The organism is Anaerobacillus sp. 63XJN7_5_ISO-PGPR-S23-430 (assembly GCF_056173695.1).
Genome location: NZ_CM149686.1, coordinates 2,497,131 through 2,517,543, shown reverse-complemented (window position 1 = coordinate 2,517,543; position 20,413 = coordinate 2,497,131). Strand labels below are relative to the sequence as shown.

Genomic DNA, 20,413 nt, shown 5'->3' with positions numbered 1-20,413 from the left:
TGGAAAATGAAGCAATACAGTGTAAAGGTTGATGCATTTGAAGGTCCATTGGATCTTTTGCTCCACCTTATAAATAAGTACGAAGTGGATATTTATGATATTCCAGTCTCGCAAATTACAGATCAATACTTAACGTTTGTCCATACAATGCAAGAGTTAGAACTTGATGTGGCAAGTGAATATCTTGTTATGGCTGCGACGTTGCTTGCGATAAAAAGCAAAATGCTTCTTCCTCAAAAAGAAGAAGAAATTTTCGAACAGGACCCTGAGTTTGAAAATGATCCCCGTGATGAACTCGTTCAACGTCTTGTTGAGTATCGAAGGTTTAAAGAGGCTGCGAATGATTTAAAGGAAAAAGAAAGTAGTCGAAGCCTTATTTATGCTCGGCCACCTGTGGATACTAGTGAATTTAGTCATGAGGATAGTCAAACCTCCATTGGCGACGTTACATTGTATGATATGCTTGCGGCATTTCAAAAAATGTCCAGACGTGTAAAGGAAAAGAAACCAAAGCGTACACGGATTCAAAGTGAAGATGTTCCTATTGAAGATCGAATGAACGCTATTCGGAACCAGCTACGAGGAAGTGGAAAGACGCGTTTTAGTGATCTTTTTAGTGAAGAGGATCGTGGGCATATGATTGTGACGTTTCTTGCAGTCCTTGAGTTAATGAAAACGAGAGATGTGGCTTGTGAACAAGATAAAAACTTTGGCGAAATTATGATTTTTGAACGAGAAGGGAAGGCATCAGTGTGACAAACGAAGAAATAAAAAGCATTATCGAAAGTCTTCTATTTGTAGTTGGTGATGAAGGGATCACAGTGAAAGATCTTTGTGAAACCATCTCATTGGAAGAAGACACCCTTCTAAGTGCAATAAGTGATTTGCAGGATGAATACAATGAAAAAGATCGCGGTTTTAAAATTAGTTTTATTGGTGATGGCTATCAGCTCACTACAAATGCTAAAAATGCTCCCTATATCGAAAAACTAGTAGCGACACCAGGTAATCATACTTTATCGCAGGCAGCTCTTGAAACACTTGCGATCGTCGCCTACAAGCAACCAATAACAAGGGTAGAAATAGAAGAAATTCGCGGTGTTAAAACGGATAAGCCTTTACAAACTTTAATGAGTAAATTGCTCATTAAAGAAGCGGGCAGAGCCGAAAAAGCTGGAAGAGCGATTTTATATGGAACAACTAGAGAGTTTCTATTTCATTTTGGTTTAAGCTCAATCAAGGATCTCCCCCCTTTACCTGATGGGACAGAAGATAAGGAAGATGAGGAAGCAGACTTGTTTTTTGAAAAGTTTCAGGAAATCTCTGAGTAGATGCTAAGTTCGATCATGATGAAGGAGGACAATCGATGCGGTTAACTCATGTTGCTTTCGAGGAGCTTCAAAAAGATCGTGCAAACTCCCCTGAAGATTCATTCGTTCGTTCTACAATAACGTATGAGGAGAATGGAAAGGTAAAGCGATTTCATGTTTTATATCCTGGTGTTTTTGCAGAAACTGCCATTAAAGAATTTTGGGATTATGAGACCCCCATTCACGAAGCAATCGCACTGAATCTCCTTTCATCTTATCCGAATCGAAAACGTTTGTATATTAGTAGTGAAAATGAGTTTGTTGATCCGCTTAAGAAGGCGAATTTACAAGAGCTTCTCGCGATCATCCATGAGATAAAAACAACAGGTACGTATTTACATTCAAACAAAGAAAAGATGCCTCCATACTGAGGCATCTTTTTTATGCTTTGACTATGTTCGCTTATATTGATGTATCATTTTTGGCTCAAATGAGTGAATCTTCCATTCTTTTCTAGTTATTAACGGTTCTAGAATAAAAATGAAATAAACTTCGAACACTAATTGAAAAGAGTAGGAATAGGAGCTCAGATCAATGATACTATCGATCGGAAAATCTTTACCCCCTCATTGTCTTCTGCAAACAGAAGCTGCGACTTTTGCTAAAAGGCAATTTGGTCCACATTTTAAAAATATAGATCGTCTGCTACCTGTTTTTCAAAGTGCTGAAATAGATAAAAGATATTTCGCTATGCCACTAGAATGGTATAGTAGTGGCCCAACATTTGAAGAAAAAAACGAAAAATACGTTTCTCTTTCTGTTGAATACGCTAAAGAAGCAGTATTGGACTGTCTGAACAATCCCTTTTACTTAAATGAAATGATTGATTGTAGAGATATCGATGCAATATTTTTTGTGTCAACAACAGGTATTTCTACACCGAGTATAGAGGCTAGAATTATGAATGTCCTACCATTCTCTCCACATACAAAACGGATCCCCATCTGGGGACTTGGTTGTGCAGGTGGTGCTGCAGGTATTGCAAGAGCGAATGATTATTGTCTTGCCCATCCTGATCAAGCTGTTCTAGTAGTGAATGTTGAGCTGTGTAGTCTTACTTTTCAACATGGTGACTTTTCCAAGAGCAACCTTATTGGAACAGCACTTTTTGCTGATGGGATATCAGCTGTACTTTTGACAGGTGAGACTTCATCTCTTCTTAGACGTTCAACCTTGCCGAGCATTCCAGGCATCGTCGCCACACGCTCCACATTAATGAGAGATTCAGAAGATGTGATGGGATGGGAAGTTAGCAACGAAGGCTTGCACGTAGTGTTCTCTAAGTCTATTCCCGCGATTGTGTCAAGTTGGCTTGAACCTAATGTTCTGGAATTCCTCTCTATTCAAGAGAAGACCACGCAAGAAATAGATTATTTTATTGCCCATCCAGGAGGAACAAAAGTATTAACAGCATATGAAGAAGCTCTCGGATTCGATAAGTCGATGACTGCAGTATCGAGAAATGTATTAAAAGAATATGGAAATATGAGTTCAGTTACCGTTATTTACGTACTAGACCAGTTTTTGAGAAATGGGTGTAAACATGGACATCTTGGATTAATGGCAGCTCTCGGACCTGGTTTTTGTTCAGAACTGCTGCTGCTAGAATGGAAAAAAGGAGCATAAAAAATGGGGCTAATATTTACTGGGGTTTTTATCCTTCTTGTGTTTCAAAGATTAATTGAACTATATATAGCTAAAAAAAATGAAAAGTGGATGAAAGAGCAGGGAGCAAGAGAAGTTGGAAAAAATCATTATAAATACATTGTGCTGCTACACATTTTCTTTCTTTTCGCAGTAGCGATTGAAGCGATTTTACGAGGTTTCACTCTCTCCTTCGTCTGGTCTGTTATGTTGTTTGTGTTTCTTTTGGCTCAATGCCTTCGAATTTGGACAATTAGAAGTCTGGGCCGCTTTTGGAATACAAAAATAATCGTCCTACAAGATGCAGATGTTGTAAAAAAGGGTCCTTACCGATTTTTGAAACACCCAAACTACGTAATTGTCGCACTAGAAATTCTCTCTTTGCCACTTATTTTCTCCTCTTACTTCACTGCGATTGTTTTTACTGTGCTAAATGCAGTATTACTTCTGAGAGTTCGTATTCCCGCTGAAGAGAAAGCGTTAAAAGAGTCGACCAATTATCCCGTGATGTTTCCGAATGCCGAAAAGGAATGAAAGACATATACTGCGTCTCTTGCTCATAGACTTGTACAAATATAGAGCTTAAGGGACGTGGCTGTCATGATGAAATCGCTTAAGACAAAAATTGGCGTCTTTATTTTAATTGCTGCTCTGTTGTTTCTCATGATTCCAAGAGGTGTAGTAGCAGAGGGAGTAGGCGTCTCAGCGAGAAGTGCCATACTAATTGAACAAGAAACAGGAAGAGTTCTTTACGAAAAAGATGCCTATACACAAAGACGAATAGCGAGTATCACAAAAATTATGACTGCGATCATTGCGATTGAGTCAGGTAAGATGAATGAAACAGTAAAAATCAGTGGAAACGCTGCTGGGACAGAAGGTTCCTCTCTCTATTTAAAAGAAGGAGAGAAAATAAAACTTGAAAATTTGGTATACGGTTTAATGCTTCGTTCTGGTAATGATGCTGCTGTGGCAATTGCTGAAGAAGTTGGAGGCAGTTTAGAAGGCTTTGTTACATTGATGAACCAGAAAGCAGAAGAAATTGGGATGTCGCACACAATATTTATGAATCCTCATGGACTTGATGATCATGAGAATCATCTATCGACAGCTTATGACATGGCTATCCTAACACAGTACGCCATGGATAATGACACTTACCGTATTATTTCAAGTACTAAAGTACATAAGGCACCCAATGCGACAGAGGATTGGGATTATGTATGGCGTAATAAAAATAAGCTGTTAACTAGTTTATACTCTGATTCCACTGGTGGGAAAACGGGATACACAAAGCGAGCTAAGCGTACACTCGTTTCTACTGCTGAACGTGATGGTATGACTCTTATTGCTGTTACCTTAGATGCGCCTGATGATTGGAATGATCATATTTCGATGTTTAATTGGGGTTATAGTAACTATGAGCTGACTCTACTTGAGCCTAAAGGGATTATTAAAGATGTGAAGGATGAACCTTACAAAGGCAATGTGAGATTGAATCGAGATCTTTCCTATCCTTTAACCTCAGAAGAAAGAGATCAAATTGATTCCACCATCCAACTTGTAGAACCTCCAGATGAAAGTAAGTGGGATGAAATGGGGTCAACAGATGATCCTGTTGGAATGTATGTTGTAAAACTAAATAACAAGACAATTGTGAAAGCACCAATTACTTTTGACTCCGTTGAAAAAAAGGAAAAAGGATTATGGGGATTTTTTAAAGGGTTATTTTCATTAGATATCGGACGTGAGCCGAATGGTTAATCTCATCTGGGCTGGCTTATTTCTCATTGGTATTCTATTTGCTCTAATTAATGGAACGATGGAAGAGGTCAATAAAGCAATATTTACTGGGGCTGAAGAAGCGATAGCTGTTTGTATAGGGTTGTTAAGTGTTCTTATTTTCTGGCTTGGATTGATGAAGATTGCTCAGAAAGCAGGACTGTTAGACCTTTTGGGAAGAGGATTTAAACCGATAGCTCGGAAGCTGTTTCCGGAAGTTCCCCCTGATCATCCTGCAATGGGATATATTCTCTCGAACATGATGGCGAATATGTTCGGCCTTGGAAATGCAGCTACGCCAATGGGGATAAAGGCAATGGAAGAGTTAAAAAAGCTCAATGATATGAAAGATAATGCAACAAGGTCAATGATTACCCTCCTAGCGCTCAATACATCAAGTTTAACTCTCATCCCAACTAGTGTTATAGCTATTCGGATGAAATATGGATCAGTTTCACCAACGGAAATTGTTGGTACAACAATTGCTGCTACAGCATGTTCTACAATTGGAGCTATCCTCATTGATCGCTTTTTCTATCGAAGAAGCAAAAGGGGAGGATCTCTGTGAATGCATCGATCTGGATTATCCCTTTATTGATCGGGTTTATTCTTGCGTACGGAACGTGGAAAAGAGTACCAACTTATGAAACCTTTGTAGAAGGAGGTAAAGAAGGGCTTTCTATTGCAGTTTCGATCGTTCCTTATTTGGTAGGCATGATGGTAGCGATTTCTGTTTTTCGAGCATCTGGTGCAATGGCCTTTCTTAGTGGATTATTAAGAGTACCACTAGAAGCGATTGGGGTACCTACAGAAATCGTTCCTTTGGCTCTCATTCGCCCGATTTCTGGTACCGGTGCGCTTGCGATGACAACGGATATTATTAGCACATATGGGCCAGATTCCTTTATTGGGAGGCTAGCCTCTACCATGCAAGGAAGTACAGATACGACGCTTTATGTCATTACGGTTTACTTTGGGGCGATTGGCATCAAACGAATGGGAAATGCTCTTAAAGTTGGATTGTTAGCAGATTTAGTCGGGATGGCAGCAGCGATTATATTTGTCACTCTCGTATTTGGATAGAAGCCATCTTATTCGATGGCTTTTTTTATTGTAACGGAATGTTTGGAACATTCCTGTTTGAGCATAATAAATGATAGAATGAATCTGTGCTTGAGGTTTGACTGTGACAAGAGTATGATGTTTTAGTGAGGTGAATTTGATGGAACGTTTGCAAAAAGTAATTGCTCAAGCTGGAGTAACGTCCAGACGAAAAGCAGAAACATTGATTGAAGAAGGTAGAGTGAAAGTTAACGGCAAAGTCGTAACTGAACTCGGTACAAAGGTGTCTGAGCGCTGTAAAATTGAAGTAAACGGGATTCCGGTAGAACGTGAAGAGCCGGTTTATTTTTTGTTTTATAAACCAACAGGCGTCATTTCAACAGTAGAAGATGATAAAGGAAGAAAGGCCGTCACCGATTATTTCCATGAAATCGAAGAACGGGTTTTTCCTGTTGGACGACTTGATTACGATACGTCAGGTGTTTTGCTCTTAACGAATGATGGTGATTTTGCGAATAAGCTGATGCACCCAAGCTATCATGTAGACAAAGTGTACGTTGCTAAAGTGAAAGGCTTAATGAATAAAGAGACCATTCAAAAGCTTGAGCGAGGTGTGCAGCTAGAAGACGGAAAGACTTCGAAAGCACGAGCTAGAATTCTATCCGTTGATAAACAAAAAGGAAAATCAATTGTAGAATTGACCATTCATGAAGGTAAGAATCGCCAGGTACGCCGTATGTTCGAAACATTAGGTTACCCTGTGCAAAAGTTAAAGAGAGAACGATATGGTTTTCTTGAGTTGACTGGAATGAATCCTGGAGATTATCGTGAGCTAAAACCTTACGAAGTGAAGCAGCTTCGTAACCAAGCTGTCACACAAAATTCAAAAAAACGATAAGGTGACCCCTTATCGACACGTTATAGTGAGAGTAGTATTGCTTTGTTTGATTGGAGTTGGTTGAATGAAAAAGAAAAACCGGCTGATCGTGCGGACTGTTATATTGACTATCGTCTTTATAGCAGTCGGCTATACGTTCTATACAAACTTTTTTGCAAATGAAAGCGGAATCGTACAGGCCGGAGATCAAGCGCCAAACTTTATTTTAACGGATTTAGACGGAAATGAAGTAGAGCTTGAGGACTACAGAGGGAAAGGCGTCTTTCTGAATTTTTGGGCAACCTATTGCGAGCCTTGTAAAGATGAGATGCCAGCGATGGACAAGAAGTATAAAGAATACAAAGAAAAAGGCGTCGAAATACTTGCAGTAAATGTTTCGGAACCTAAATTGACTGCCGAAAGCTTTGCTGATCGGTATAACCTTAGTTTTCCGGTGTTGCTTGATAAAAGCAATGATGTAACTAATCACTATGGAGTTGGGCCAATTCCAGTAACCTTTTTAATTGACAAGAATGGCAAGGTCGTTCAAAAAACGGAAGCCAGCCTTTCAGAGGAAGTAATTGATAGCTATATGAAGCAAATCCAACCGTAATGGGGTGTTCCAATGAGCAACAATAACATCACCTGTGAATGCGGACATGTGAACCCTTATGGAACTGAGATATGCGAAGTATGTGGTAAACCGCTTCAAGGAGATTTAGAATCTAAGAAACTGCTTAATATGAGATACGAGGGAAGTGCACGGAGGTCTCAAACGTACAAAACGACGATCATCGATAAGATCTGGAATTTCTTCTCATCTGTTAAGGTCGGAATCTGGATCATCGTCTTGTTGCTAGTAGCTTCAGCGATAGGCACTATTTTCCCTCAAGAAATGTACATACCACCGCTGTCAGACCCGACAGTTTATTACAAGGAACAATACGGCGTACTTGGTCAATTGTATTATGACCTGGGTTTTCATAACTTATACGGCTCATGGTGGTATATGTTATTAATTGCCGCATTGGGACTTTCGCTCATTGTAGCCAGTCTCGATCGGTTTGTCCCGCTTTATCGCTCATTAAAGAAGCAGCGAGTCATTCGCCATGAAAGTTTCATGAAGCGCCAGAAGTATTTTGGCAAGACGGAATTCAGCCATGATTCGCCTGACTTAAACGGCATTAAACAAGCATTAGAAAATAAAAGGTACAATGTTAAAGAAGAAAATGGTCATTTATTTGCTGAGAAAAATCGCTTCTCCAGATGGGGACCTTACGTAAATCATATCGGACTCATTCTCTTCCTCATCGGCGGAATGCTCCGCTTTTTCCCTGGAATGTATGTTGATGAGGTGCTCTGGTTAAGAGAAGGTGAAACAGAGAAGATCAAAGGGACGGAAGAAGCCTATTATTTAAAAAGTGATGGCTTTATTCTAGAAACTTATGATAATGAAGATGAGAAATTTAAAGATGCGATTGAAGAGTCTGGACAAGCAGTCGTGGCAAAGAACTATCAAACGGATGCTATTTTATACAAGCAGGTTGGTGAAAGAGTAGCTGGGACGGATCCAGAACTTGAGAAAGTGAAAGAACATCCGATTCAAGTTAATAAACCGCTTAAGTTTGAAGGGTATGCCATTTACCAGGTAGATTATAAATTGAATGAACTTCAGAAGATGTCATTTACTATGGACAATAAAGAGTCCGGAGAGTCTATAGGTGACCTTACTATTGATCTTTATAATCCTGAGAAAGAATACAACCTTGAAAACGGCTACAGCGTTGAAGTAATGGACTACTTCCCAGATTTTGAATTTAATGACAAGGGTGAGCCAACAACTAAATCTAAAGTTCCGAATAATCCTGCATTTATACTTAATATGGTTTCTCCAGAACATCCTGACGGAGAAGTAGCTTTTGTTGCGATTAAGCAGAACTTAGAGCCTCTTGGAGAAAATGATTACAAAATGTCGTTTCAAAATGTAGATACAAAAAATGTTTCCGGTTTAGTCGTAAGGAAAGACAATACATTATGGATTTTAGCGATCGGCGGCGCAATCTTCATGATTGGTGTTATTCAAGGGATGTATTGGAACCATCGAAGAATTTGGATTCGAAAAGGGAATGACGAAATGTGGTTATCCTGTCACACGAATAAAAACTGGTATGGTTTGAAACGAGAGCTAGAAAGCATTACAAAAGAGACTGGTCTGGATATGCCACTTGATCAGTCGGAAGAAAAGAAATAGATGTTTAGCACGAAAGGAGGCAAGATAAGATGGCTCAATTAAGCAGTAACTTGCTTTATGTTGCTTTCTTTATCTACTTTGCAGCAAGTATTGTATTCGCTATTTCTTTGTTTGGTAAGAAGTGGAGAAAGTCGGATGAAGTGACCCATTCAAAAAAATGGGGAATGTGGGGATTTGCTCTTTCCACAGTGGGATTTCTTTTTCAGCTGAGCTATTTTATTACAAGGTGGATTGCTGCAGGGCATGCACCAGTTAGTAACTTGTTTGAATTTACAACATTCTTTGGGATGGCGATGGTATTCGCTTTCTTAATCATTTATCTGATATATAAGAGCAATGTTATCGGAGTATTTGCAATGCCTGTTGCAATTATTGTGATTGCTTATGCAAGTGTATTCCCATCAGATATTCAGCCACTTATTCCAGCTTTACAAAGTAACTGGCTCAAAATTCATGTTACAACAGCTGCTCTTGGTGAGGGGATTCTATCCATTAGCTTTGCAGCAGGACTTGTTTATCTAGTTAAAACAGTCAATCAATCTAAAGCGAGCAAATCAACTTTCTGGCTTGAGTTTGTCATGTACTCTCTCATTAGCACGATTGCATTTGTTGTCCTATCACTTGGATTTGAAGCTGCTGGGTATTCTTCTACTTATCAATTTGTTGATCAAAATGAGCAGCAGATAACAGTGGATTATACATTGCCAGCCATAGCAGGGCCGACAGACGGTCAATATGTTAGTGGAAACGAATTTGGACCTCTTTTTGAAGCACCCGGATGGATGAAAGGGGAAAAAGCTGCACATAAGTTAAATACGTTAATCTGGTCGATATTTGGTGGTCTGATCTTGTATGGTCTGGTCCGATTAATTTTAAGGAAACGAATTGGAGCTGCCATTCAACCAGCACTTAAAAATGTGAATGAAGAATTGGTAGATGAAATACAGTACCGTGCAGTAGCGATTGGTTTCCCAGTGTTTACATTAGGAGCACTTATTTTCGCCATGATCTGGGCGCAGGCTGCTTGGACACGCTTCTGGGGTTGGGATCCAAAAGAGGTTTGGGCTCTTGTTACATTCCTTTTTTATGCTGCATATCTTCACCTTCGTCTTTCAAGAGGATGGCAAGGTGAGAAATCAGCCTGGCTTGCTGTAGTAGGTTTTGTCATCATTATGCTCAACCTTGTTGTCGTCAACCTTGTTATTTCTGGACTTCATTCTTATGCATAACTTCGAAAACCTTCACGATTTGTGAAGGTTTTCTTATAAGGTGAGAGGTGAATGCGGTTTCTCATCACTGGTCTGGATTGCTATAGGCATGGTAGAATAGAACACATGAGCTCATGTAGGAGGGAATCTTCTTGGAAAAAGATGCACGAATATTAGTAGTAGATGATGAAGAGCGTATTAGAAAGCTATTGCGCATGTATCTTGAGAGAGAGAATTATGAAATAGAAGAAGCTGAAAATGGAGAACAAGCCCTGGAAATGGCAATTGAGGATGATTTCGATCTTATTTTACTTGATTTAATGCTTCCGGGAATGGATGGTACAGAAGTTTGTCAGCAAATGCGTGAACAAAAAGCCACTCCTGTGATCATGCTTACAGCAAAAGGGGAAGAGGCTAATCGCGTACAGGGGTTTGAAGTAGGGGCTGATGACTATATTACAAAACCATTTAGTCCAAGAGAAGTCGTTCTTCGCGTTAAAGCACTTTTAAGAAGATCATCGACGACGAAATTTTTACAAACCGAAACCACAACTAAAAACGTAATTGTATTTCCGTATTTAACAATCGATCATGACGCTCATAGGGTGTTAGCGGAGGAACAAATTATTAATTTAACACCGAAAGAATATGAGCTATTGTATTATCTTGCAAAAGCTCCAGATAAAGTGTTTTCGAGAGAAGAGCTGTTAAAAGATGTCTGGAATTATGAATTTTTTGGAGATCTCCGAACAGTTGATACGCACGTGAAGAGACTAAGAGAGAAGCTAAATAAAGTATCACCAAATGCTGCTGCAATGATTTCAACAGTATGGGGAGTGGGTTATAAATTCGAGGCAGTTAAAGAATAATGATTTGGAGAAGCGTTGTTGGTAAGCTGTGGCTTACAATCATCTTACTTGTAGCATTTGTGCTATCCATCTTAACAATTCTATTGCTTCAATTTTTTGAAGACTTTCATGTTGAAAAAGAAGCAGAGCAAATGGAGCGACTCGCTAATAAAGTGGCTTCTGTTATTGAACGATATGATGATCGAGAGCAGGCGCTTGACACAGCCTGGGAAATCACAGATTTTTATCCTACTAGGGTTATGATCGTTGAAAATGACAGCCAGGGGGATAGTAGGTATTCGCCCAATGCCCATGGGTTACCAGAGCTGTCATTGGATGTGTTTAAAAAAGACCCTATCTTAAAAGGGGTATTTACTGATCGGGAAACGGTTGTTAAAAAGGGAGATTTCGTTACAGATGAAGCGGCCGCATCGCATAATGAACTTCTAATCGTCGGTGTGCCCATGGAACTTGATGGAGAAGATAACGGAGAGGTATTTCTTTACCAATCCCTTGACGTTATAGCAAAGACAACGAGTCAGGCTAGAAATTTAATTTACATAGCTGCCGGGATTGCCATTGTTTTAACGACAATCTTTGCCTTCTTCTTATCTACTCGTATTACCGCTCCACTTCTGAAAATGAGAGAAGCAGCTACAGAGGTTGCAAAAGGGAAGTTCGATACAAAAGTTCCGATGGTGACCCACGATGAAATTGGCGAACTTTCTGTTGCGTTTAACCGTATGGGGCGCCAACTCAATAACTATGTTACAGCGTTGAATCAAGAGAAGGAACAGCTTTCTAGTATTTTAAGCAGTATGGCGGATGGCGTTATTACCTTTGATAAAACTGGTGCCATATTAAGCACGAATCCCCCTGCTGAACGTTTTTTGAAAGCCTGGTATTACGAGCAGGGAATGGAAGAAAAGCCTGGTAATGAAGTACCTGAGGATATCAATGAATTGTTTAGTCTTGTTGTAACACTTGAGCGGGAACAGTTAACAGAAGTTGAACTACAGGGGCGGAGCTGGGTTGTTGTAATGACGCCACTTTATAACCAATCTGCTATTCGGGGAGCGGTTGCTGTCTTTAGGGATATGACAGAAGAACGTCGTTTGGATAAGCTTAGGAAGGATTTTATCGCGAATGTGTCTCATGAGCTTAGAACCCCAATTGCGATGCTCCAAGGATATAGTGAAGCGATCGTAGATGATATCGCAAGTAGTGACGAGGAAAAGAAAGAGGTCGCTCAAATCATTTACGATGAATCCTTGCGGATGGGAAGGCTAGTGAATGAACTGCTCGATTTAGCTAGAATGGAAGCCGGTCACAACGAATTGCATTATAGCAGTATTCATATGCAAGATTTTGGACAAAGAATAGTAAGGAAATTTTCCGGACTTGCTCGAGATCGACAAGTGGAATTAAATTTCCATGTTTCAAATGATGAAAGAATGTTAAAGATTGATCCTGATAGAATTGAACAGGTATTAACGAATTTAATAGACAACGCTGTGAGACATACACCAGGAGGAGGGGAAGTAAGATTATTAATTACTTCCCTTGAGAAAGGCGTTCAGTTCGATGTGAAAGATACTGGTTCTGGCATTCCTGAAGATGATCTTCCATTCGTGTTTGAGCGTTTCTACAAAGCCGACAAAGCTCGTACAAGAGGAAGGTCAGGTACGGGTCTAGGGCTTGCCATTGCTCGTAACATTGTGGAATCTCACCATGGCCACATTTCCGTTCACAGCAAGAGCGGAGAAGGAACAACGTTTTCTTTCTATATACCTGATAAAGGGAAAGAGTGACAGGCACTCCGTCGATATACTCAAAGAGTTTCCGAATTAACCGGAAGCTCTTTGTTTTGATTTGTGACATTTTATACCGAAGAAAAAGAGTAACGAATAGGTATCCTTGTTTCCCGTTAATGCGTTACAATAACAAGTGGAAGAGTCAAACTAGTTCGATAAAAGGAGCTGAAGCTATGTATACTGACTATCACAATCACTTAGAAAAAGGTACATTAACTCTTGATTATTTATCTCAGTTTGTTGAAGAAGCAAAGCGCAAAAATGTAAGCCATTTTGGGATTTCCGAACATGCTTATCATTTTTATGAAACAGAAAATATTTTAAGCAATCCGTGGGTTAACGAAAGAAGATGGTACAACATGGATGATTACGTTCGTCTTTTTCAGGAAGCGGAAAAACAGGGGATGGACGTTAAGATGTCCATTGAAATGGATTATACCCCAGGTAAACATCAAGAAATGAAAGATTTTATTTCTAGCTATCGATTTGATTATGTCATTGGATCCATTCATTGGGTTGAAGACTTTGGGATTGATCTAGCAGAATATCGTCATCTTTGGGATGAACGTGATATTAATACGGTTTACCGCAAATATTTTGATCAAGTTGTCACACTGGCAGAATCAAATTTGTTTGATATCGTAGGTCATCTCGACCTTGTAAAGATATTTAAATACAAACCTGAAAGCCGTGATTTTCTACTTGAACAATATGACCGAGCGACAAATGCTTTATCTCATTCCAAAACATGCGTGGAAATTAGTACAGCGGGGTTGCGTAAGCCAGTAGGAGAATTGTATCCTGATCCTGAACTTCTTAAAATGTGTTACGAAAAAGATATTCCAATTGTCCTCTCATCAGATGCGCACGTTCCGGGAGACGTTGGTGCAGACTATGATAAGGCAGTTGAGCTTGCTAAATCAGTTGGATATTCTAAATTAATGACGTTCGAAAAAGGAGAGCGGAAGTCGATATCGTTATAAATATAGGTGAGTGAAGATAAGTTGTTGCTCAAATGGGCGCACAAATCAGAGGGATAAAAATGCAACAAAAAAAGGAACGGGAGCTAATTGCTCCCGTTCCTTTTTAGATGAATTAAACGCCGCCGATTTGTTCTACTTTTACGATATCTTGCACTTCTTCGAGAGTTTCTTCAATATTTTTTGGTAATGCATTATCAAAAGATAACATCATAATCGCTTCCCCACCTGCTGTCTTTCTTCCAACTTGCATGGTGGCGATGTTAATCTTATGTTCCCCTAGAACCTTTCCTACGTTTCCAATGACACCAGGACGGTCATTGTGCTGAATATAGAGCAGGTGACCTTGAGGATGGAAGTCAATATCAAATCCATTTAACTGAGTAATGCGATCTCCATATTCTTTAATATATGTTCCTTGAAGTGAGAAGGCCTCTTTATCCCCTTTTACTGTTACAGAAATAAGATTTGAGTATCCCTGTGTTTCAGAACTATGTTTCTCACCGTAAGTGATCCCTCTTTCTCTTGCGATAGAAGGGGCGTTTACTTCATTAACGGTAGTGTCCAGTCTTGATTTAAGGAAGGAAGCCATTAAATTCCTTGTCAAGATTGCTGTATCTAATTCAGTTAGCTTTCCGGCATAAGTGACTTCTACGAGATTTACTGCTGATTTCATACATTGTGAGAGTATACTTCCCATCTTACGAGTTAGTTCGTAATATGGTTTGATTTTTTCGTATTCTTCTTTTGAAAAACCTGGGAGGTTGATCGCATTTCGAATTGGTTTCTCTTTCAGGAAGTGTAGTACTTCGTCTGCTACCTGTGCAGCAACATTAAGTTGAGCTTCTTTTGTAGAAGCCCCAAGGTGTGGAGTTGCAATAACTTGATCAAAGCTTAAGAGAGGGTGGTCAGCCTCTGGTGGTTCTGCCACAAACACATCAAGTGCTACGCCGCCAATGTGACCTGATTCGAGGTAAGGAATGAGTGATTCTTCATCAATAATTCCTCCACGAGCACAGTTAATTAAGAAAACACCTTTTTTAGTTTTTGCTAGCGTTTCTTTATTTAAGAGTCCACGTGTTTTATCAGTTAAAGGAGTATGAACAGTGATAATATCTGCCGTTTGAAGCAGCTGATCCAAATCAACGGACTCTACATCGAGTTTTTCCGCTCGATCATTTGTTAGGAATGGATCAAATACGACGACATCCATACCAAACGCTCTAGAGCGTCTAGAAAGCTCTGTACCGATACGTCCCATTCCTACAATACCAAGGGTTTTTCCACTTAACTCTGTTCCGACATACTGTTTTCTCATCCATTGTCCATTTTTCAATGACGATGTTCCCTGAGGTATATTTCGAACGAGTGAAGCCATCATAGCAAAAGTATGTTCTGTTGTTGAGATAGTATTGCCATCAGGTGCATTAACTACAATGACGCCTCGTTTCGTTGCGGCATCAATATCGATGTTATCAACACCGACACCTGCTCTTGCAACAATCTTAAGCGAAGGCATTAGATCGAGCACTTCTGCTGTTACTTTTGTCGCGCTTCTTACAAGCAGGGCTTCATACCGATCCAGACGATCAGTGAAGTCATTTAATGATCCAATGTCACATGTTATCGTGCTTTCATTTAAAAGCGGCTGTAAGCCATCTTCCTTAATACCATCAGTTACTAAAACGTAAGCCAACTTCTCCACTCCCTTTGTCTCTCTCTTCTCATTTTTTAGAAAACTTAATAACTTACTTTTTATCATGAAAGCACTAAAGTGTCAATTTCATTAGGAACATTTTTTAGTGAAAAAGATGCGAAAATAAAAAATCCCCGGTATTTAAACCGGGGATTCCATTCTTTATTATTCGAATTTTGTAGCGTCTCCGTCAAATGACTCATCAGCAATCTTAATAGAATCAGTAGGACAGCCTTCAAACGCATCCATCATATCTTCATGAAGTACATCTGGAATTTCAACGATACCTTCGTTGTCATCGAGGGTTACAAATGCGATACCTTCGTCGTCGTAATCATAAATATCAGGTGCAGCGGCGCCGCAGGCACCACAAGCAATACATGTGTCTTTATCTACAATAGTATACTTAGCCATGATTTAACCTCCTATTCAATACTTCTATATGCCTTTCATCGTCATTTTATGCGTAAATGAAAGTATTTAATAACCTTATTGTAAAGGTCGCGCCTTGACTTTTCAATAGTTTAATCCTTTTATTACCGCCTAATTGAATGTTACCCGGTTTTAAAATAAGTAAACAGATGAAAAAATTTGATACAATATAAAGAAGAAGGAATTGGGTGATTGATACATGCAATATTTAGATGGTGTGCTATTATATATTTTTGACCGTTTTAGAGGAGAGCGTTCACTATCAGCCGTTTTCCATCTCCTTACTGGGAAAAAATCTTCACAAACGATTCAGGATGCAAAACTATTTAACGTTTCAAATTTTTTTGGTGTTTTGAATCAAATCAAACGATCTCAACTCGTAGATCATTCCGCTAAGCTTCAAAAAGTTAAATTGATTGAGCCTAACCAACATGATGGGTTTAAGGTCACATTAAAAGGCAAAGAAAAATTGGGCGCTTTCCTGGTGGATAATCCTATTCCCACATACTTAGAAGGATGGAAGTATCATTCTATTAGTGATTTATTCTGGCAGCGGCTTAGTTTATACGTTCAAACGCTATCTTATTCAATCCATGGAAACATGAATTTTTATCCTATAAGCAAAGAAGAGAATATTCAAAACTGGGTCAGGCTTCACTTTCCAAGCGTGAAAGAACAGCGAGCCATTTTAGCAAATGATTTGTACAAAGAAATCTCAGCTATTTTACTCCACCTCCCATCACATAATGCGGCATTATTTGTCAATCGGCTAAGTGGTAAAGGAAGGACAGGACTTACTTTTGCTCAAATGAGTACATCGAACAAGATTAGTGTGGAAGAAGCTACAGTACAATTTCAGAATGTAATTCATGCTTTTCTTACGTATATTCAAAATAATCCTCTTAAATTCCCTATATTGGGAACAGTGGCGAAAGGGTATGAGGGCGAGTGGCCGTTGACGTCTTCAACGAGGCAGACGTATACCATTCTTCAATCGGGAGTGTCACTAGAACAAATAGCTCAAAGGCGTCGATTAAAGAGAAGCACGATCGAGGATCACCTCGTAGAAATTGCAATAAATGTACCTGGCTTCTCAATTGATCCTTTTGTATCTCAAGATGCACAGAGGGAAATACGATTAGCGAGCGAGAAATTAAACAGTCAGCGTTTAAAAACAATCAAACAGTATTTAGATGATAATTATTCATACTTTGAAATCCGATTAACACTTTGTAAGGAAGGGATTTAATGGCTTTAACAGACTTGTTATACAAGCATTTTGGATACCGCGAATTTCGTCAAGGACAGCAGGAAATCATTTTGGATGTGCTAGAAGGAAAAGACGTTTTTGCAATGCTTCCTACAGGTGCAGGTAAATCGCTATGTTATCAACTTCCAGCATATGCAGGCCTGGCACATATTCTTATTGTTTCGCCTCTCATATCGTTAATGGAAGATCAAGTACAGCAATTAAAAGCACAAGGAGAAAAGCGAGTCGTTGCGTTAAATGGTTTTCTTCCCTTTGAGAAACGAATCTCGATTCTAAAAAACTTATCGCGTTACACCTTTATTTACGTATCACCAGAAATTCTTCAAAATAAGTTTGTGCAAGATGCTTTAACTCAATTGGATTTAGGGTTAATGGTCGTGGATGAAGCACATTGTATTTCTCAATGGGGCCATGATTTTCGAACAGACTATTTAAAACTTGGTGTGATTAGAGACAAGCTTGGTAAACCTCCGGTTCTTGCGTTAACAGCTACAGCTACAGATGAAGTGCGGAATGATGTTATGGATCAATTGCACATGAAGATACCCGCTATTCATATACACAGCGTCGATCGACCTAACATTGCTATTAAGCTAGATAAATTGCCTTCACTTGAAACGAAAATCCAAGCGTTAAAGCGGTATGCTAATGAGTTAGAAGGGCCTGGAATCATCTATTTCTCAAGCAGGAACTGGGCAGATAGAATTGCAAAAGAATTAAATGATGACGTGAAAACCGTAGCATCTTATCACGCAGGAATGGAGCAGGAAGATCGGTTATTAATACAGCAGCAGTTTCTAAATGATGAGCTATCCATTGTTTGCTCGACAAATGCTTTTGGAATGGGCATTAACAAGAGCAACATTCGATTTGTGATTCATTTTCATCCCCCAGCTACAATCGAAAGCTATTTGCAAGAAATTGGTCGAGCGGGAAGGGATCAAAATCAAGCGATAGCTATTCACTTGTATACAGAAGAAGATGAATTTCTACCCCTTTCATTTATTGATGGAGAACTGCCTAAAGAGGTGCAAATTAAAGAAGTTATGAGAGACTTATCTAGCCGGTCAGGTGAAACATATTCAAGTAGCCAAATAGAAAATGAAGGCGCGAAGTTTGGGTTGAATGAAACGGCGTGGCGTTATTTGTTCCACCGTCTAGAAGTTGAAGGAGTGATAGAGGATAAAGTTATTCGCTCTTTTGAGGTCGATTCTACTTTAATGAAAATAATAGATGAAACAGAAATCCGGCGTAAAGAAAAACTTGTTAAGTGGTTTGGATTCAAAAGCTGGTTAGAAGAAGAGCATTGTCGAAGAAAAGGTTTATTAGCTAGGTTCGGTGAAACGAATCATATTATTAACCCATGTTGTGATTATTGTGGTTTAAACCTTGAAGATTATGCGGCTAGTCATGATCACAGTGATTCCTCACCACAAGAAGAATTTGACTGGGATGCTGAACTGAAACGGATGCTGACAGTGTGCGGGGAGGATACCAGTGAGAAACCGACAGGCTGAAATAGTAAAACAATTAACTGATCGTGAGCTGGTATTAAATGTTTACTTAACACAGGCGATCATGCTTATTCTAGCCTTTGTACTGGGAGCTTTTCTATTTGGGGAGGTATGGTTTCTTCCTAAAATTGTAGAATTTAATTGGAGTGACATAGTCTACCTAGGAGGTGGTGCAGGCTTACTCGTTGTTCTAGCTGATCTTCTTTTGATGAAATCTCTTCCGGATGAGAAATTAGATGATGGAGGGATTAACGAACGGATATTTTCCAAGCTTTCTGTGCATCATATTTTCTTTTTGTCATTTCTTATATCTTTTAGTGAGGAACTGATGTTTCGAGGAGTCATTCAAACACACTTCGGACTAATACTTTCAAGTGTATTATTTGCAATGATACATGTTAGGTATCTTGCTAAGCCAGTATTATTCACATCTGTTGTAGGAATCAGTTTTTTGCTAGGTATTTTATATGAGGTGACAGGTAATGTTCTTGTCACGATGTCAGCTCATTTTTTTATTGATTTTATTATGGGTTGTTTGATAAAAAGGAAAACACGTCTGTGAGTAACTACATCATGAAAGGTGAGTCTTATGAAAAACGATCGTCCGCTACCCTCTAGGAAGGAATTCCATCGGAAAAAGGAAAAACAAAAAAAGCAGTCACGAAGCAAAGGTAGTGAAGAGAATGAACTTCCATCTCTTGCGCTAATCCGAGTGCTCGCGCTGCTATTTATAAGCATGGTTGCCATATTTCTTTTATATTCTTATTTTTCTTAATATGTTTTCCTTATTCAATGCCCCCCCTGTATTATCTGGCGTATATGTTGCATAAACTAGTTTCTATAAAAGGGGGGACTAGAGTGGATGCGTTCAAACAATGGAATCTTCCACAGCCACAATCTAAAATGACAAACGTCTTGTTAGAAGAGTTAGTGGAAAGAAAAAATGCTGAAATACAGTTTAATGGAAAATCTCAATTTTATGGGTATGTTCTTTCATGTTTACTTTTAGGTATAGGCGGCCTATTCTGGTACGAGCTAGAAAAGAACTCATCTTTATTTGTAAATGGGTTCTCCCCGTCATTGATGCCATTTTTTATGTTGATGGTTAGTTTGAGTATAGTAGCATATTTTCAATTAAGAAAGATTGCAAAAAAATGCAAAAAGGCCGAGGAAGAATTTGAATCTTTAAGATTGGAGATATTAGACCGAAGTGATGAACTGTTTGAAGGACAATTACAGTGGCAAAATCGTCATGCTGTTTTTAAGTATTTGAAAGATCAACATGGAATTAACCTTTATTACAAGTGAACTTTATCTTTGTTCAGGACAACCGAAAAATAAATATTGTTCAATTTGGAAATGATTTCCGTTAATAGAAAGCGCATCTTCTGCAAACATTTCAATTTTACCGAAGGCAACAGTATCTTTAAGTTTTGGGCAGAAAACTTCTACGGGCATACCTAAACGACGGTTGAAATCCAAATCTTCATTACGTAACAATGATTTGGTTTTAAGTTTGTTTATCATAGATCCATCATCTCCGTTTTATTGTTTCCGTCCCAATTGGTCTGGTTATGCTTTAATCTTACCTCAAAAAGACTGAATCTTCAAGCGATTAAAAAGCCCAATTTACGGAAGAAATCGCCTCAATATCACATGAATTTC

The 20,413-nt window shown here is 39.0% G+C and carries 23 protein-coding genes; 20 read left to right on the top strand and 3 right to left on the bottom strand.

Going from position 1 to position 20,413, the window contains the following annotated elements; all coding sequences use genetic code 11:
• Positions 1-6 precede the first annotated feature (6 nt).
• The 15 genes from AC0VYJ_RS13285 (at position 7) to AC0VYJ_RS13215 (ending at position 13,839) form a co-directional block, all read left to right on the top strand.
• Complete coding sequence (locus AC0VYJ_RS13285; RefSeq protein WP_475365398.1) at positions 7-756, top strand: segregation/condensation protein A; 750 nt, start codon at positions 7-9, stop codon at positions 754-756.
• Positions 753-1,331 carry an SMC-Scp complex subunit ScpB gene (gene scpB, locus AC0VYJ_RS13280; protein ID WP_475365397.1) on the top strand — a complete coding sequence of 193 codons (579 nt, stop codon included), beginning with the start codon at positions 753-755 and terminating at the stop codon, positions 1,329-1,331. The genes AC0VYJ_RS13285 and scpB overlap by 4 nt, the downstream gene beginning before the upstream one ends.
• Before the next feature lie 35 nt (positions 1,332-1,366).
• Positions 1,367-1,741 (top strand): hypothetical protein, encoded by a 375-nt coding sequence (locus AC0VYJ_RS13275; protein ID WP_475365396.1) that lies wholly within the window; start codon positions 1,367-1,369, stop codon positions 1,739-1,741.
• Positions 1,742-1,904: 163 nt separating this feature from the next.
• Positions 1,905-2,996, top strand: coding sequence for a type III polyketide synthase (locus AC0VYJ_RS13270; protein WP_475365395.1), 1,092 nt, complete (start codon positions 1,905-1,907; stop codon positions 2,994-2,996).
• A 3-nt stretch (positions 2,997-2,999) separates the two neighbouring features.
• Complete coding sequence (locus AC0VYJ_RS13265; protein ID WP_475365394.1) at positions 3,000-3,548, top strand: isoprenylcysteine carboxyl methyltransferase family protein; 549 nt, start codon at positions 3,000-3,002, stop codon at positions 3,546-3,548.
• Between the two features lie 69 nt (positions 3,549-3,617).
• Entirely contained in the window at positions 3,618-4,778 is a 1,161-nt protein-coding gene (locus AC0VYJ_RS13260) for a D-alanyl-D-alanine carboxypeptidase family protein (RefSeq protein WP_475367492.1), read from the top strand.
• Positions 4,771-5,364 (top strand): nucleoside recognition domain-containing protein, encoded by a 594-nt coding sequence (locus tag AC0VYJ_RS13255; protein ID WP_226613861.1) that lies wholly within the window; start codon positions 4,771-4,773, stop codon positions 5,362-5,364. Before AC0VYJ_RS13260 ends, AC0VYJ_RS13255 begins: the two co-directional genes overlap by 8 nt.
• Positions 5,361-5,879 (top strand): spore maturation protein, encoded by a 519-nt coding sequence (locus tag AC0VYJ_RS13250; RefSeq protein WP_408962613.1) that lies wholly within the window; start codon positions 5,361-5,363, stop codon positions 5,877-5,879. The genes AC0VYJ_RS13255 and AC0VYJ_RS13250 overlap by 4 nt, the downstream gene beginning before the upstream one ends.
• A 139-nt stretch (positions 5,880-6,018) precedes the next feature.
• On the top strand, positions 6,019-6,756 hold the full coding sequence (locus tag AC0VYJ_RS13245) for a pseudouridine synthase (protein WP_194221972.1): 738 nt from the start codon (positions 6,019-6,021) through the stop codon (positions 6,754-6,756).
• Positions 6,757-6,820: 64 nt separating this feature from the next.
• Positions 6,821-7,348: a thiol-disulfide oxidoreductase ResA gene (gene resA / locus AC0VYJ_RS13240; protein WP_194221971.1), complete on the top strand. Its 528-nt coding sequence runs from the start codon at positions 6,821-6,823 to the stop codon at positions 7,346-7,348.
• Positions 7,349-7,360: 12 nt separating this feature from the next.
• Positions 7,361-8,986, top strand: a complete 1,626-nt coding sequence (gene resB / locus AC0VYJ_RS13235; protein ID WP_475365393.1) for a cytochrome c biogenesis protein ResB — start codon at positions 7,361-7,363, stop codon at positions 8,984-8,986.
• A gap of 29 nt (positions 8,987-9,015) precedes the next feature.
• Positions 9,016-10,215, top strand: coding sequence for a c-type cytochrome biogenesis protein CcsB (ccsB, locus tag AC0VYJ_RS13230; protein WP_194221969.1), 1,200 nt, complete (start codon positions 9,016-9,018; stop codon positions 10,213-10,215).
• A gap of 131 nt (positions 10,216-10,346) precedes the next feature.
• Entirely contained in the window at positions 10,347-11,063 is a 717-nt protein-coding gene (locus tag AC0VYJ_RS13225; protein WP_194221968.1) for a response regulator transcription factor, read from the top strand.
• The gene (locus AC0VYJ_RS13220) at positions 11,063-12,853 is read left to right on the top strand and encodes an ATP-binding protein (RefSeq protein ID WP_430246158.1); all 1,791 of its coding nucleotides are present in this window, start codon (positions 11,063-11,065) and stop codon (positions 12,851-12,853) included. Before AC0VYJ_RS13225 ends, AC0VYJ_RS13220 begins: the two co-directional genes overlap by 1 nt.
• A gap of 176 nt (positions 12,854-13,029) precedes the next feature.
• Positions 13,030-13,839: a histidinol-phosphatase gene (locus AC0VYJ_RS13215; RefSeq protein WP_194222325.1), complete on the top strand. Its 810-nt coding sequence runs from the start codon at positions 13,030-13,032 to the stop codon at positions 13,837-13,839.
• 112 nt (positions 13,840-13,951) lie between these two features.
• Here the strand turns inward: AC0VYJ_RS13215 and serA are convergent, their stop codons facing one another.
• Together serA and AC0VYJ_RS13205 are read right to left on the bottom strand one after the other, a co-directional pair.
• Complete coding sequence (serA, locus tag AC0VYJ_RS13210) at positions 13,952-15,532, bottom strand: phosphoglycerate dehydrogenase (RefSeq protein ID WP_475365392.1); 1,581 nt, start codon at positions 15,530-15,532, stop codon at positions 13,952-13,954.
• 165 nt (positions 15,533-15,697) lie between these two features.
• On the bottom strand, positions 15,698-15,946 hold the full coding sequence (locus tag AC0VYJ_RS13205; protein ID WP_194221965.1) for a ferredoxin: 249 nt from the start codon (positions 15,944-15,946) through the stop codon (positions 15,698-15,700).
• A gap of 217 nt (positions 15,947-16,163) precedes the next feature.
• On the opposite strand from AC0VYJ_RS13205, the gene AC0VYJ_RS13200 reads away from it, so the two are divergent.
• The 5 genes from AC0VYJ_RS13200 (at position 16,164) to AC0VYJ_RS13180 (ending at position 20,056) form a co-directional block, all read left to right on the top strand.
• Positions 16,164-17,213: a YpbB family protein gene (locus AC0VYJ_RS13200; RefSeq protein ID WP_475365391.1), complete on the top strand. Its 1,050-nt coding sequence runs from the start codon at positions 16,164-16,166 to the stop codon at positions 17,211-17,213.
• Positions 17,213-18,751 (top strand): RecQ family ATP-dependent DNA helicase, encoded by a 1,539-nt coding sequence (locus AC0VYJ_RS13195; protein WP_475365390.1) that lies wholly within the window; start codon positions 17,213-17,215, stop codon positions 18,749-18,751. Before AC0VYJ_RS13200 ends, AC0VYJ_RS13195 begins: the two co-directional genes overlap by 1 nt.
• Positions 18,732-19,310 carry a lysostaphin resistance A-like protein gene (locus AC0VYJ_RS13190; RefSeq protein WP_475365389.1) on the top strand — a complete coding sequence of 193 codons (579 nt, stop codon included), beginning with the start codon at positions 18,732-18,734 and terminating at the stop codon, positions 19,308-19,310. Before AC0VYJ_RS13195 ends, AC0VYJ_RS13190 begins: the two co-directional genes overlap by 20 nt.
• A 27-nt stretch (positions 19,311-19,337) precedes the next feature.
• A complete protein-coding gene (locus tag AC0VYJ_RS13185; protein WP_475365388.1) occupies positions 19,338-19,523 on the top strand; it encodes a hypothetical protein in 186 nt (61 codons plus the stop codon).
• Positions 19,524-19,606: 83 nt separating this feature from the next.
• Positions 19,607-20,056 (top strand): DUF2663 family protein, encoded by a 450-nt coding sequence (locus AC0VYJ_RS13180; RefSeq protein ID WP_194221961.1) that lies wholly within the window; start codon positions 19,607-19,609, stop codon positions 20,054-20,056.
• A 3-nt stretch (positions 20,057-20,059) separates the two neighbouring features.
• Here the strand turns inward: AC0VYJ_RS13180 and AC0VYJ_RS13175 are convergent, their stop codons facing one another.
• Positions 20,060-20,275 (bottom strand): hypothetical protein, encoded by a 216-nt coding sequence (locus tag AC0VYJ_RS13175; protein ID WP_226613832.1) that lies wholly within the window; start codon positions 20,273-20,275, stop codon positions 20,060-20,062.
• Positions 20,276-20,413 lie beyond the last annotated feature (138 nt).

Excerpts from the sequence above, each read along its gene's own strand:
- AC0VYJ_RS13260 (WP_475367492.1), top strand. The coding sequence starts at position 3,618 with ATGAAATCGCTTAAGACAAAAATTGGCGTCTTTATTTTAATTGCTGCT.
- AC0VYJ_RS13220 (WP_430246158.1), top strand. The coding sequence starts at position 11,063 with ATGATTTGGAGAAGCGTTGTTGGTAAGCTGTGGCTTACAATCATCTTA.
- AC0VYJ_RS13195 (WP_475365390.1), top strand. The coding sequence starts at position 17,213 with ATGGCTTTAACAGACTTGTTATACAAGCATTTTGGATACCGCGAATTT.
- AC0VYJ_RS13285 (WP_475365398.1), top strand. The coding sequence starts at position 7 with ATGAAGCAATACAGTGTAAAGGTTGATGCATTTGAAGGTCCATTGGAT.
- ccsB (WP_194221969.1), top strand. The coding sequence starts at position 9,016 with ATGGCTCAATTAAGCAGTAACTTGCTTTATGTTGCTTTCTTTATCTAC.
- AC0VYJ_RS13275 (WP_475365396.1), top strand. The coding sequence starts at position 1,367 with ATGCGGTTAACTCATGTTGCTTTCGAGGAGCTTCAAAAAGATCGTGCA.
- AC0VYJ_RS13215 (WP_194222325.1), top strand. The coding sequence starts at position 13,030 with ATGTATACTGACTATCACAATCACTTAGAAAAAGGTACATTAACTCTT.
- AC0VYJ_RS13175 (WP_226613832.1), bottom strand. The coding sequence starts at position 20,275 with ATGATAAACAAACTTAAAACCAAATCATTGTTACGTAATGAAGATTTG.
- AC0VYJ_RS13185 (WP_475365388.1), top strand. The coding sequence starts at position 19,338 with ATGAAAAACGATCGTCCGCTACCCTCTAGGAAGGAATTCCATCGGAAA.
- AC0VYJ_RS13255 (WP_226613861.1), top strand. The coding sequence starts at position 4,771 with ATGGTTAATCTCATCTGGGCTGGCTTATTTCTCATTGGTATTCTATTT.
- AC0VYJ_RS13200 (WP_475365391.1), top strand. The coding sequence starts at position 16,164 with ATGCAATATTTAGATGGTGTGCTATTATATATTTTTGACCGTTTTAGA.
- AC0VYJ_RS13245 (WP_194221972.1), top strand. The coding sequence starts at position 6,019 with ATGGAACGTTTGCAAAAAGTAATTGCTCAAGCTGGAGTAACGTCCAGA.
- resB (WP_475365393.1), top strand. The coding sequence starts at position 7,361 with ATGAGCAACAATAACATCACCTGTGAATGCGGACATGTGAACCCTTAT.
- AC0VYJ_RS13265 (WP_475365394.1), top strand. The coding sequence starts at position 3,000 with ATGGGGCTAATATTTACTGGGGTTTTTATCCTTCTTGTGTTTCAAAGA.
- resA (WP_194221971.1), top strand. The coding sequence starts at position 6,821 with ATGAAAAAGAAAAACCGGCTGATCGTGCGGACTGTTATATTGACTATC.
- AC0VYJ_RS13270 (WP_475365395.1), top strand. The coding sequence starts at position 1,905 with ATGATACTATCGATCGGAAAATCTTTACCCCCTCATTGTCTTCTGCAA.
- AC0VYJ_RS13205 (WP_194221965.1), bottom strand. The coding sequence starts at position 15,946 with ATGGCTAAGTATACTATTGTAGATAAAGACACATGTATTGCTTGTGGT.